Annotated in this window: 14 protein-coding genes; all 14 read left to right on the forward strand. The window is 29.3% G+C overall.

Going from position 1 to position 14059, the window contains the following annotated elements; translation table 11 throughout:
- Positions 1 to 255 precede the first annotated feature (255 nt).
- A complete protein-coding gene (locus B2W91_RS02590) occupies positions 256 to 2448 on the forward strand; it encodes a stage V sporulation protein D (protein ID WP_291578720.1) in 2193 nt (730 codons plus the stop codon).
- A 608-nt stretch (positions 2449 to 3056) separates the two neighbouring features.
- Entirely contained in the window at positions 3057 to 4505 is a 1449-nt protein-coding gene (locus tag B2W91_RS02595) for a UDP-N-acetylmuramoyl-L-alanyl-D-glutamate--2,6-diaminopimelate ligase (protein ID WP_291578722.1), read from the forward strand.
- The gene (locus B2W91_RS02600; RefSeq protein WP_291578724.1) at positions 4506 to 5894 is read left to right on the forward strand and encodes a UDP-N-acetylmuramoyl-tripeptide--D-alanyl-D-alanine ligase; all 1389 of its coding nucleotides are present in this window, start codon (positions 4506 to 4508) and stop codon (positions 5892 to 5894) included.
- 1 nt (position 5895) lies between these two features.
- The gene (gene mraY / locus B2W91_RS02605) at positions 5896 to 6849 is read left to right on the forward strand and encodes a phospho-N-acetylmuramoyl-pentapeptide-transferase (RefSeq protein ID WP_291578725.1); all 954 of its coding nucleotides are present in this window, start codon (positions 5896 to 5898) and stop codon (positions 6847 to 6849) included.
- A 43-nt stretch (positions 6850 to 6892) separates the two neighbouring features.
- Complete coding sequence (gene spoVE, locus B2W91_RS02610) at positions 6893 to 8002, forward strand: stage V sporulation protein E (RefSeq protein WP_291578726.1); 1110 nt, start codon at positions 6893 to 6895, stop codon at positions 8000 to 8002.
- A gap of 292 nt (positions 8003 to 8294) precedes the next feature.
- Positions 8295 to 9098, forward strand: a complete 804-nt coding sequence (locus B2W91_RS02615; RefSeq protein WP_291578727.1) for a cell division protein FtsQ/DivIB — start codon at positions 8295 to 8297, stop codon at positions 9096 to 9098.
- Positions 9099 to 9109: 11 nt separating this feature from the next.
- A complete protein-coding gene (locus B2W91_RS02620) occupies positions 9110 to 9829 on the forward strand; it encodes a DUF881 domain-containing protein (RefSeq protein ID WP_291578728.1) in 720 nt (239 codons plus the stop codon).
- 10 nt (positions 9830 to 9839) lie between these two features.
- Positions 9840 to 10181 (forward strand): small basic family protein, encoded by a 342-nt coding sequence (locus B2W91_RS02625; RefSeq protein ID WP_291578729.1) that lies wholly within the window; start codon positions 9840 to 9842, stop codon positions 10179 to 10181.
- 9 nt (positions 10182 to 10190) lie between these two features.
- A complete protein-coding gene (locus B2W91_RS02630; protein WP_291578730.1) occupies positions 10191 to 10907 on the forward strand; it encodes a DUF881 domain-containing protein in 717 nt (238 codons plus the stop codon).
- A 106-nt stretch (positions 10908 to 11013) separates the two neighbouring features.
- Positions 11014 to 11673, forward strand: a complete 660-nt coding sequence (locus B2W91_RS02635; protein WP_291578731.1) for a YggS family pyridoxal phosphate-dependent enzyme — start codon at positions 11014 to 11016, stop codon at positions 11671 to 11673.
- Positions 11674 to 11694: 21 nt separating this feature from the next.
- Positions 11695 to 12153, forward strand: a complete 459-nt coding sequence (locus B2W91_RS02640; protein ID WP_291578732.1) for a cell division protein SepF — start codon at positions 11695 to 11697, stop codon at positions 12151 to 12153.
- An 11-nt stretch (positions 12154 to 12164) separates the two neighbouring features.
- The gene (locus B2W91_RS02645) at positions 12165 to 12428 is read left to right on the forward strand and encodes a YggT family protein (RefSeq protein ID WP_291578733.1); all 264 of its coding nucleotides are present in this window, start codon (positions 12165 to 12167) and stop codon (positions 12426 to 12428) included.
- 7 nt (positions 12429 to 12435) lie between these two features.
- Positions 12436 to 13212 (forward strand): YlmH/Sll1252 family protein, encoded by a 777-nt coding sequence (locus B2W91_RS02650; protein ID WP_291578734.1) that lies wholly within the window; start codon positions 12436 to 12438, stop codon positions 13210 to 13212.
- 15 nt (positions 13213 to 13227) lie between these two features.
- A complete protein-coding gene (locus B2W91_RS02655; protein ID WP_291578735.1) occupies positions 13228 to 13830 on the forward strand; it encodes a DivIVA domain-containing protein in 603 nt (200 codons plus the stop codon).
- The last annotated feature ends 229 nt before the right edge of the window (positions 13831 to 14059 follow it).

Genomic DNA, 14059 nt, shown 5'->3' on the forward strand with positions numbered 1-14059 from the left:
CTACTTTTATAGAAAATTTATTTTCCATAGTATATTTTAAGTTTTCACATTGCATCCCTATATAATTGTTCATTGTCAATAGTCAATTCTCAACTGTATAACGGTAGCATATAAATTATTATGCTACCGATTTGCCATATTTAAACAGAAAGAGGATGTGCAAGTAGAATTCTAGTAATTTAAAATAAAAAATCTAAAGAAATTTTCTTAATAAAGCTGAAAAGTTTTAGTATTAGAATTTTTGGAGGAATAATAGTGACAAAAGCAAAAACAAAAAATAAAACAGTGAATAAGAAAAGAATAAAATATGTATTATTATTTACATTTTTAATATTTAGCTACATTTGTTATAGATTAGTTATAGTAATGTTTATTGAAGGGGATAGATATAAAAATAAGGCTGTGCAGCAATGGACAAATGACTCTAGAATAAGCGCAAAGCGTGGAAGAATTTTAGATAGGGATGAAAATGAATTAGCTGTAAGTGCTAATGTATATAGAGTTGACTTAGATTTAAAGTCATTGAGAGAATCTTTAGAAAAGAACAAATTAACTATGAAACAAATAGCTCCAGATTTAGCACAAATATTAAAGATGGATAGTGAGACTGTGCTCAGCATTTTAACTGACCCACTGCCTAATGGTAAGCCTAGAAATGCGGCTATTTTGAAAAGGAGAATTGAAAAAGAAGTAGCAGATAAGATTAAATCATATTCAAAAGAAAAAGATATAATAGGCTTGGTTATATCAGCAGATACTAAAAGATATTATCCTAATAATGAACTTGCATCTCATGCTATTGGGCACACAAATTCTGATGGTGAGGGATTAACTGGGATAGAATTATACTATAATAAATATTTAGCTGGTATACCAGGAATAAAAATTTCTCAAACTGACAGTAAAAGCGATGATTTGCCTTATAGTGTTTCTGAGTATAGTAAACCAGTGGATGGAAGAGATGTGGTTTTAACTATTGACCAAAATATTCAATTTTTCGCTGATAAAGCTGCAGAGAAAGCGTTAGCTGATAATAATGCCAAAGCTGTTTCTATAATGGTCATGAATCCTAATAATGGAGAGATACTAGCTACAGTAAATAAACCAGATTATAATTTGAACAATCCTTGGCCGGAAGACCTTAGTGATAGTGAAACGGAAGCATTGTGGAGGAATAACTCTATAAGTGATGCCTTTGAGCCAGGATCAATTTTTAAAGTAGTTACTGCTACAGCTGCAATAGAAACTGGAAACGTAAAAGAAGGAGAAAATTTTTATTGTAGTGGTTTTTCTGTAGTAGATGGTAGGCCTATTCACTGTTGGAAACTTGATGGCCATGGGGATCAAAGTTTTAGAGATATTATAGCAGATTCTTGTAATGTTGGTTTTATGACCTTAGCACAGAGAATGGGAAAAGAAACTTTAAATAAATACATTGAAAAATATGGTTTTGGTAAAAAAACTGGAGTGGATTTACCGGGAGAAACTGAAGGAATAGTTAAACCTACAGAGCTAATGGGTAATTCTGACTTAGCAACTATTTCTTTTGGACAAAGTGATACAGTATCAATAGTTCAATATATGATGGCATTTAATGCTGTTGCAAATGGAGGAAAATTAATTACTCCTCATTTAATGAAAGAAATTGTTCATTATGATGAGGATAATAAGAGAGTGGTAGATCAAGAGTTTAATCCTAAGATTACAGAAGGCAATTTTAGACCGGAAACTTTGGAAGAGATGAGAGGACATTTAGAGGCCGCTGTAGAAAAAAATGGAACTGCATATATACCTGGTTATCATATAGCAGGAAAGACAGGTACTGCAGAAAAACCTGATTTTGAAAATGGTGGATATGCAAAGGATAAGTATATTGGTTCATTTGTAGGTATGGCGCCAGCTAATGATCCTAAGATTACTATAGTTGTAACAGTAGATGAGCCTGATCCATCTAAATATTACGGCAACGAAGTAGCAGCACCAGTAGGTAAAAGTCTATTTCAAGATATATTTAATTATTTAGCTTTAAACCCAGAAGGCAGTTCAGATAAAAGCAAAGATAATTTATTAAAGAACATAGCTATACCTGAAATAAGAGGAACAAAAAAGGATGACGGTATTAAAATTTTAAAGAATAATAATTTAAATATGAAAATAGAAGGAGACGGGGAGTACATAGTTGATGTCAGCCCTAAACCTGGATATATGGTTAAGGAAGGCACAGAAATTATAGTGTATACTGGTAAAAAAGCGGACACAGACACTATAGTAGCAGTTCCGGATTTAAATGGATACAGCAAAGAAAAAGCAAGTGAACTTTTAGGGAATTTAGGACTTCGCATAGAGTTCGATGGAGAAGGTACAGTATCACAGCAAAGTATTGCCCCAAGACAACATATAAAAAAAGGAACGGTAGTTAATGTGACTTTAACGGTGTCAGGAGGCTAGTTCAATTCACAATTCACATTTCACAATTCACAATTGTGGATATTTCTCAGCAGAGCTGAGAAATTTAGAATTAATCAGTTGTAGCGGCGAACAGTGTTCACCACAAGACAGCTAGCAATTACTGCTTAGAAATCTATTGTTGAAATTATTTTGCTAAAAAATAGTTTCAACCTTAATTGTCAATTGTGCATTCTCCATTGATAAATCTTTTGGCAATTGAGAATTAATGATTAATAATGGACAATTTTATTCAATTCACGATTCGCGATTGTGGATATTTCTCAGCAGAAGCTGAGAAATTTGGAATTGATTAGTTGTAGCAGTGAACAGTGTTCGCTACATACTAACTAGCAATTGCTAGTTGGAAATTTATTGAAGGGGTTATTTTGCTAAAAATAGTTTCATCCTTAATTGCACATTGTGAATTTTGCACTGTGCATTGTTTGCTGAAATATTATATAAATTAAATTTTGACTATATGCAATTTATTGATAAGTCTTTGGATATAGTGTATAAATATATATGTTGATTAATTAAAAGTATTTATACCTTTAATTAATCTGTTATTAACTTTCCATATTTAAAGAAAAGCTTAAAGGAGTGATATTATGAATTTAAATAAGCTTTTAACGAATTTTAAATTTGAGTTATTAAATGGAAGCTTAGATATAGAAATAAATAATATACAATACGATTCTAGGAAAATTAATAAAGGAGATGTATTTTTTTGTATAGAAGGGCTTAGCTTAGATGGCCATAAATATATAAAAAGTGCTATAGATAAAGGTGCAGTTGCAATAATAGTGCAAAAAGAAGTGCAAGATTATGAAAATATTACCTTAATTAAGGTTGAAGACACTAGGAAAGCCTTAGCATTAGCTTCAGCAAATTTTTATGATAATCCAAGTAAGAAACTTAAACTTATTGGAATAACGGGAACCAATGGAAAAACAACTTCTACATTTATGATTAAGTCTATATTAGAACAATGTGGACACAAAGTTGGCCTTATCGGCACTATTGCAAATTATATAGGAGATAAAAAACTTTATACTGAAAGAACTACTCCTGAATCTCTAGAATTACATCAATTGTTCAATGAAATGGTTAAAGAAGAGGTTGAGTATTGTGTAATGGAAGTTTCATCTCATTCATTAGAACTTGATAGAGTTTATGGGGTGGAATTTTCAGAAGGTATATTTACAAATTTAACTCAAGATCATTTAGATTTTCATAAAACTTTTGAAAACTATTTTAATGCTAAATTAAAATTATTCTTAAATAGCAAGATATCTATAGTCAATATAGACGACAGTTATGGAGAAAAAATTATAGATTCAATTAATAATGATGTAATAACTTATGGATTAGAAGAGAAGTCTGTGTTATGGGCTAAGAATTTAGAACTTCATTCAAGGGGAATAGAATTTACTTTAGTTTATAATGGAGATGAAGAAAATATTAAACTTAGTATTCCAGGTAAATATAATGTTTATAATGCACTAGGATGTATTGCGGCTACAATACATGAAGGTGTATCTATACAAGATATAAAGCAGGCTCTTGAAAAAGTAACTGTTCCAGGACGATGTGAAATAGTTACTATAAATCATAATTTAGGGTATGATGTGATTCTTGATTATGCTCACACTCCAGATGGCCTTGAAAACATATTGAACTCTGCTAGAGAATTTACTTTTGGTAGATTAATATCTGTTTTTGGATGTGGTGGAGATAGAGATAAAGGCAAAAGACCTATAATGGGTAGCATAGGAAGTGATCTAAGTGATATAGCAATAATTACTTCTGATAACCCAAGAACAGAAGATCCTATGGTTATAATTGAGGATATAAAAGCTGGATTAAAAAAAGAAAACTATGTAGTTATAGAAAATAGAAGAGAAGCAATAAAGTATGCTATGAAAATTGCTAAAGATAAAGATGTTATAGTCATAGCTGGTAAAGGCCATGAAGACTATCAAGTACTTAAAGACAAAAGAATTCACTTTGATGAGAGGGAAATTATAAGTGAAATCATAAAGGAGTTGTATGCTTAAATGGAATATTTAGATATAAAGGAGATTACAGATGCCTTAAAAGGTAAACTTATTGTAAAAGGCACAATAGATAGATTTAATAATGTTGTCATAGATAGTAGAAAGGTAAAGAAAAATGACATTTTTTTTGCCATTAAAGGAGAAAATTTTGATGGCCATGAATATGTAGTAAATTCTTCATGCAAGGGAGCAGCACTATGTATAGTCCATAATGAAAATTTTAATAAAGAAGATCTATGTGAATATACTTCTATAGTATTGGTTGAAGATACTAGAATGGCACTATTAGATTTAGCAAAATATTACAGAGATAAGTTAGATGTTAAAATAATAGGAATCACAGGCTCTACAGGAAAGACCTCTACTAAAGATTTAGTAGCGGCAGTTTTAAGTGAAAAATATAAGGTTTTTAAAACTAAAGGTAATTTTAACAATGAGGTGGGACTACCACTTATGATATTTAATTTAGATAATTCTTATGATATAGCAGTATTAGAGCTTGGCATGAGCAACTTAGGTGAAATACATAGACTATCTAGAGTTTCAAATCCAGATATTGGGGTTATAACTAATGTTGGATTGTCTCATATAGAAAATTTAAAGACGCAAGAGAATATATTAAAAGCAAAGATGGAAATTACAGACTTTTTTGAGAAGGACAATGTTTTAATAGTTAATGGAGATAGCTCTCTATTAAGTGAAATATCTTCAGATAAATATAAAATTATAAAAATTGGCATAGAAAGTGATTATAATTTCATGGCAAATGGAATAATTATAGGTGATAGCAATATAAAATTTAATATAAGAGAAAATAATATGTTAATTGATGAGAATTTTGTTGTACCTGTTTTAGGAAAACATAATGTGCTTAATTCACTATTAGCAATAGCTACAGCTAGAGAATTAAATATGGACTATAAAGATATAAATAAAGGGTTTAATAACTTAGAGGCTACTTCTATGAGACTTGATATATTAAAATATAATAAATTTACAGTTATAAATGATGCTTATAACGCGAGCCCTGATTCAATGGAAGCAGCTTTAGATGTATTAAAGGATTTTAAAGGTGGTAGAAAAATAGCAGTATTAGGGACTATGAAGGAACTAGGAGATGAATCCTATAATGCTCATAAGGGGGTAGCACAGTACGCTAAGCTTAAGGGGATTGATTTACTTATAGCAATAGGTGATTTTAAAAAGGCTTTTAAAGATGGTTTTCAGGATGAAAATTGTATATTATTTGAAAATAAAGAAGAGGTAGTAAAATACTTAGCTTCTGAGATAGATACTGATGATGTAATTTTAGTAAAAGCATCTAGGTCGATGGAATTTGAAAGTATCGTAAGTGGACTAGAAGATCTAAATGTTAAGGAGGGGATATAAAATGAGTAAAGTTGTTTATTCAGTATTGGTAGCATTTGTTATTTCTTTACTTTTATCACCATTATTAATTCCGCTCTTAACTAAATTTAAATTTGGACAGAATATAAGAGATGACGGACCTAAGAGTCATTTAAAAAAAGCAGGAACCCCTACCATGGGTGGATTAATATTTATTATTGCTTCAGCTATTACTTTATTTGCAGTTCTAAGAAATGTAGCAGATGAAACAATAATTGCTTTAGTTTCATTAGTTGGCTTTGGAATTATAGGAATGTTAGATGATTCTTTAAAAATAATTCATAAGCATAATGAAGGGTTAAAATCATGGCAAAAGATGATACTATTAGTTATTCTTTCAATTTTTCTTGGATACTATGCTTCTACAAGAATTGGAACAGATATAATAATACCATTTTTTAATAAAACTTTTAACTTGGGACCGCTATTTATACCTTTCATCGTGTTTTATTTTGCAGCAACTACTAATGCGGTTAATTTAACTGATGGATTAGATGGATTAGCTAGTTCAATAACATTATTAGTTATGACTTTCTTTGCACTTGTAAGTTTTGGAATGGGATATTACAATTTATCTATATTCTGTGGAGTGGTAGCAGGAGCATTGTTAGGGTTTTTAAGATATAATTCTTATCCTGCACAGATATTTATGGGTGATACAGGATCTTTAGCTTTAGGTGGAGCTATTGGCGCTGTAGCAATGATATTAAAGCTTGAGCTTTTAGTATTAATTGTTGGAGGAATATATGTAATTGAAACTCTATCTGTTATTATTCAGGTTATATCTTTTAAACTTACTGGTAAAAGAGTGTTTAAAATGAGTCCTCTTCATCACCATTTTGAGCTTAGTGGGTGGCATGAAAGTAAAATTGTAGCAGTATTTTCTATAATTACTGTAGTATTATGTTTGATAGGATTCTTATCAATTACACCTTAGATAATTGATTTAGGGTGCCTAAAATAATATAGGGGGATGAGATATGAAAAAATCCAAGGTAAAGCTAGGAGAAATTGATTTTGTATTATTTGCTACTATTTTAATGTTAGTATCAATTGGCGTGGTTATGGTTTATAGTGCTAGTTCATATTTTGCAGCTTTTCATCAAAATAATGCAGAATTCTTTTTGTGGAGACAGCTTGCATGGGCATGTTTGGGAACTTTTGGCATGATAATAACTATAAATGTAGATTATCATAAATATAAAAGACATACAGGAAAACTTATGATTTTCACAGTAATTGCATTATTACTAGTGTTTCTATTTCCCCCAGTTAACGGTGCTCAAAGGTGGATAAAGCTTGGACCAGCATCTTTTCAGCCATCAGAAATTGCTAAGTATACAGTGGTGTTATTTACTGCAATGAGTGTTGAACGAAAAGGTGAAAAAATTAAGAGTTTTACCAAAGGTGTTTTGCCATATTTATTGATATCTGGATTTTATGCTGGTCTTGTAATTGCAGAGAAGAACTTAAGTATAGCTACAGTTATAATGATAGTGACAGTAGGAATGTTATTTGTTGCCGGTACTAAACTTAAATTTATTGGAGGGTTAGTAGGAGGACTAGTAGCATTGGTAGGATTAGCTATAAAGATAGAACCTTATAGAATGAGAAGGATAACAGGGTTTTTAGATCCTTGGTCAGATGCGCAAGATACAGGATATCAGTTGATTCAATCACTTTTAGCACTGGGATCTGGAGGACTTACAGGAGTAGGAATAGGTCAATCGAGACAAAAATGCTTTTATATTCCTGAGCCTCACAATGATTTTATATTTGCAGTTATTGGTGAAGAATTAGGTTTTATTGGATGTATGTTCATAATTACCCTATTCATAATATTTTTATGGAGAGGGCTTAGGGCAGCAGTACAAGCGAAAGATGTATATGGTAGCTTATTAGCTACAGGTATAACTGCAGTAGTAATAGTTCAAGCACTTATAAATATAGCAGTTGTTACTGTTTCTATGCCTACAACAGGGGTGCCACTTCCTTTTATAAGCTCTGGAGGTTCTTCGTTGGTTATAAATATGATGGCGATGGGAATACTTTTAAATATAACTAGGCAAAATGCGTATAGCGGTAAATAGAGTATATTCAAAAAAATAATAAGCTAGTATTTAAGCTATTTTATATGATAATGTATTATTGGAACCCGCCATAGATTAACTATGAGCGGGTTTCGACCTGTTGTTTGATATAAAAACAGGCTAATATCATTGGCTTATCATTTACTTTTATATGTCAATTTTATTTTTTAAGTCCTAAAATTTCTAGAGTAAATTAATGGTTTTGTAATGAATTTTAATGAAATTAATGTTATTATGTAAGTAATGTAATTTTTCATATAAATATAATGGGTATAGTATAGGTGAAGATAATATGTCTAAATTAAAAAAACAACAAGATAGTTATATATTAAAAAACAAAGAAAAATTATTAAATAAAAAAAGAAAGATTAAATCTATTAAAAGAGGTATTTTTTTATTTATAGTGTTGACAAGCATTCTAATTACTTTATGTTTAAAATTAAGTTATTTTAATATAGCTTCAATAACTGTTAAAGGGAATGAAAACTTGACTAAAGGGGAAATAATAGAAAAATCTAATATAAAAGTTGGAGAAAATATATTTACAGTAAAAACTAATAAAGCTATTAGTACTGTGAAGGAAAATCCCTATGTAATTAATTCGCATATTAAAAGAAAATTTCCTAATGAAATTATTATAACAGTTAAAGAAAGACAAGCTGCTTTTTATAGTAAATTAAATGATGAATTTTACATAATTGACAATGAAGGTATAATATTGGATAAAAAGAAGACTATAGAAAATCCTAATTTGGTAAGATTAGAAGGTATAAATCTTTCCAATCCAACTTTAGGGAGTGAAATTCCTGTGGGAAATAAGAAGAAGTTAAAGGATATTAATACTTTATCTGATATTATATATGATTATAATTCAAAAGATGAGAATGTAAAAATTACTATGATTGAACTAAATAATTTTCTTGATATAAAAATTCATTGTAATAATAAAGTTTATATTAAAATTGGAACTGATGATGACATGCCAGAAAAATTAGCAAAGGCATTTAGTATATTGAAGGATAAACAACTTAAAAATATGAAAGGGTATATTGATGTTAGCTTTGATGGGAACCCAGTAATATATAAGCAGGATTAGGAGGGGTTTAATTGAAAAAATTTTCATATCAAATTGCGATAGCACTTATATTTCTTCTTTTAGGATATATGTTAACTGCTCAAATTTCAACTATAAATAAACAAACAATTCCTACAGATGAAGAAAAGGCTAATCCAGAAATTATAATTGAAAATGAACATTTGAGAAAGCAAAAGGAACAACTTGAAAAGCAAATCAGCGATCTAAATGCTAAGGCTAAAGAATTTGAAGAAGCAGCAGCAGGAAGAACTGAAGAAAGTAAAGTTCTTTTAGAAGAATTACAGCAAACCAGATTACAAACTGGAGCAGTAGATGTAAAGGGAGAAGGCGTAGTTATATATATAACGCCTAAAAAAAATCTATTTGCAAATGATATAAAGTTTAGACCTATGTATGATGAACAGTTATTAGGTATAGTTAATGAATTAAATGCAGCAGATGCAGAAGCGATTTCAATAAATGATATAAGATTGACATCACGAAGTGGTATTAGAGATGCTGGAGATACTATCATCGTAAGCAATGAGAGAATATCTCCTCAGCAGAGGGTTGTAATTAAAGCTATAGGTGATAGAAAGAAGTTAGAGGGAGCTTTAAACTTTCCAACAACAATACCAGACAGCCTTTCGAAGTTGTGTGATGTAAGATATGAAATTATAGATGAAGTTGTAATAAAGAAAAACAATACAAGCCAAAAGTTTGATTATGCAAAACAAGTTGAAAATAAATAGAGGTGATTAGATGGTAGCATTTATAGGTCTGTTAATTGGAGTAATATTAGGAATCGTGTGGAATATAAATATCCCTATTAAATTTTCACCATATATATCTGTAGCAATATTTGCTTGTATAGATTCAGTATTTGGTGCAGTAAGAGCTTCCCTAAATAAAGATTTTAAACCGGATATATTTATATCAGGATTTTTTGGTAATGCCTTATTAGCAGCACTTATGGTATATTTGGGAGAAAAATTAGGTATTCCTATATATTTAGCAGCAGTTATAGTATTTGGAGAAAGAATATTTAATAATTTTGCTGTTATTAGAAGACTACTTATGGATAGAGCCAAATTTCATAATTGAGGTGATTAGATGCGAACTAACGAAGCTACTATATTTTTGTTCATTGCTTCAATTATTGTAGGACTATTGATTTCTATGAATATTGACCTTGGAAAATCCAATGCTTTTTTAGATGTTAAGCAATATGAACTTGCTCACAATGAAAGAAGAGATTTACAAAGACAAATAAGTGATTTACAAGGAGAATTAAATGAATTAAATAGAAAAATTAAAAAATATGAGCATAACTCACAAAACACTTATGGAGTTTTAAGTGAAATAAATAAAGAATTAAATGAAAACAAAATGATTTTAGGTACTGTGCCGCTACAAGGTGAAGGTATAAGAATTACACTAAATGACTCTCCAGAAGTTAATTTTGGAGGGAACTATCATAAAAGTATGCTAATACATGATGCAGATCTTGTAAAAGTAATAAATGAACTTAGAAATGCGGGAGCAGAAGCTATAGCAGTTAATGATTATAGGATAACTTACAATGCATTTGGACTTTGTTGGGGATCCACTGTCAATGTCAATGGAATAAAGGTAGTAGCACCTTTTTACATAACTGTTATTGGAAATAAAGATGTGATGACAAATTATTTAGAGACTCAAGAAAATCATGTTAAAAAATTAAAAAGAAGAAAATGTTATGTTGAAATTGAAACTTTAGATAATGTAGAAATACAGCCATATAATGGTACAATTAAAAGTAATTACCTAGGTGAAGTTACAGAGAAATAATATACCATTTTTATGAATTTTTTTGCAGGAATTTTTCAATCTGATGAAGAATATATAAAAGAATATTAATTCTTGTTTTAAGAATCACCATAAGGAGGTCAGAATATTGTCAATTGGACATAATTATGAAGCTATAATGAATAAAATTTCAAATGAGATTACCTTAATTTCTGTATCTAAAACTAAACCTGTTGAAGATCTAGTTGAAGCTTATGAAGCTGGAGCTAGAGATTTTGGTGAAAATAAGGTGCAAGAGTTAAAGACGAAGTATGAACAATTGCCTAAGGATATAAGATGGCATCTTATTGGACATTTACAAAGAAACAAGGTTAAATATTTAGTAGGCAAAGTTCATCTCATACATTCATTAGATAGTATAAGGTTAGCGGAAGAGATAGAAAAACAATTTTCAGCAAATAATGAAATTGCTAATGTACTCATTCAAATTAATATAGGAAGAGAAGCTTCAAAAACTGGAGTTGAGATAGAAGAATTAGAAGATTTATTAAATGTTTGTGAAAGCTACAGTTCAATTAAGGTTAGAGGGCTAATGGCTACTATACCTATTGGTGATGAGGAGAGCTGTAGATATTATTTTAGTGAAATGAAAAAAATCTTTGATAACTTAAGTAAAAGAAGCTTTAAGAACATATCTATGGAAATTTTATCCATGGGGATGACTCATGACTATGAAATTGCCATTGAGGAAGGTAGCAATATGATAAGAGTTGGAAAAGGAATCTTTGGCGAAAGGCAGTATAACTAATAATTTAGGAGGTAATCATAAATGGAAAAGAATATGTTTAACAAAGTTTTAACAATTTTAGGAATGGATGACAATATTGACGAAGAAGAAATGGATGAATTTGAAGAGCAAGAAGAAAATGAAGATGATATTGATATAGAAACTTTTGGTTCAACTACTAAAAAACAAAATAAAATTGTAAATATCCACACAGCGACTTCTGCTAAAGTGGTAATAATAAAGCCGCAAGAATATGATGAAGCAACAGCTATAGTGGACAATTTAAAAAATAGAAAAATAGTTCTTGTAAATATAAACGGTATAGAACAAAAGGTTGGACAGAGAATATTAGATTTTTTAATTGGAGCTGTATATTCCTTAGAAGGAGATCTTCAGCAGGTAGAAAAAGGTGTATTTATATTATGTCCTTCAAATGTTGAAGTCACTAATGATTTAAAAAGTGAATTATCAAGTAAAGGACTTTTTAGCTGGCCTAAATAATGGTGGGACAAATGGTAATTAGAATAGTAGATACCTTTTTTGAAGTAATTAGAGCTGCAATTTTAATAGAAGTACTATTAACTTGGATACCTAATGGAAGATACAGTAAAGTTGGTAAATTTATAAGAACATTCACAGCTCCAATCATGGAGCCAGCAGAAAAAATAAATGATTTATTTTTAAAAGGGTTTGCTATTGATTTTTCTCCTATAATTGCTTACTTTCTAATATATTTTATACAGCAAATCATATTGTCAGTATTGGTAAGGATATAATGTGAATATGATAACAAAAGAAGCTTTTATAAATAGTTTTTTAGAATACGAGAATAATTCAATATCAAAACTTTACGATCAAATTATTTTAGCTAAAAAAATTAATGGGACAATATACAGCAAAGTTTTTACATACCCTGATATTTATAAAAAACTTAAGAATATGGAGAATAATCTACAAATTAAAGTTTATTATAATGGTGTTTTTGAAGAGTTTGATAGAGCAATGTTAGCATTTGATTGTTATGAAGAACCCCATTATTATCCTATAGATTTGTTAAAGATATGTAATAAATCTAAATTTAGAAATCTACAACATAAGGATTATTTAGGTGCAATAATGTCTTTAGGAATAAAAAGAGAACTATTAGGTGATTTAATTCTAGATGAAGAATGTTGTTATGTACCTGTATATAATGAAATTACAGATTTTATTAGACTTAACTTGACTAATATTAATACTTGTCCTTGTGATGTTGTAATAGTAGATGAACCATTAAAATATGGACCTAAAATTAAATTTGAAGAGAGAACTATAGTAGTTACATCTTTAAGATTAGATAATATGGTTAGTTCCTTATGTAATGTATCTCGAAGTAAGGCTTTAGAGCTTATAGAAGGTAATAAAATATTATTAAACCATATTGGAATTTTAAAAAAGGATAAATTACTTTGTAGTGGGGATATATTGACTATTAGAGGTTATGGAAAATTTAAGATTTGTGATTTTATAAACAAAACACAAAGCCAAAGACTTAGAATTTCTATAAAAAAGTACAATTGATTAGGGGTGATTTACGTGAGATTAACTTCAATAGATATTAATAATAAAGAATTTAAAAGATCTATGAGAGGATATAATTTAGACGAAGTTGATGAATTTCTAGAAAAGGTTTCAGAGGATTATGAAAGTGTTTATAAAGAGAATGCTACTTTAAAAGAAAGAATCTCTGTTTTTGAAGATAAGCTAGATCATTATTCAAAAATAGAAGCTACAATTCAAAGTACGCTATTATTAGCACAAAATGCTGCTGAACAAGCTAAGATAACAGCACAAAATGAAGCTGAACTTATAATTAGAAATGCTAATGAATCTGCAAAGAAGGTTTTAGATAAAGCACATAGCGATGTACTTCAAATTAATGATGAGTTTGATAAAACTAAACAAGAATTTTTAAAATTTAGAACTAAATTTAGAAATTTTATGGTAAGTCAGTTAGAAATGTTTGAATCTTTGGAAAAGGATTTTGATAAGAACTATAATATATCAAATATTATAGAAGAAAATGTAGAAGAAAAAGGCTTAGATAATTTAAAAGAATCAGATTTAGATAAAGAAAATTTAAATTATGATGCTACAGAACTAGAAGAAATAAAGAGCTTTTTTGCTAATAATGATTAAAATCTCACTTTTACAGTGAGATTTTTTTAGCTAAAGTTTGGTATAATATAAGTATACAGGGAGCTAATATGAAAATTTTAAATATACTTTAGAAAATAAAAGTTCCATAAAATAGTTTAAATCTCTATAAATTAAGGATTAATAATTAAGAATGAAGAATTTAGGAAGAAATTCACCTTTAGTGAATTTCTAAAATAAAATTTATTCTAAAAAACTCCAAAGGCTTTGA

This window comes from Clostridium sp. UBA6640, assembly GCF_002455975.1.
Lineage (GTDB): Bacteria > Bacillota > Clostridia > Clostridiales > Clostridiaceae > Clostridium_J.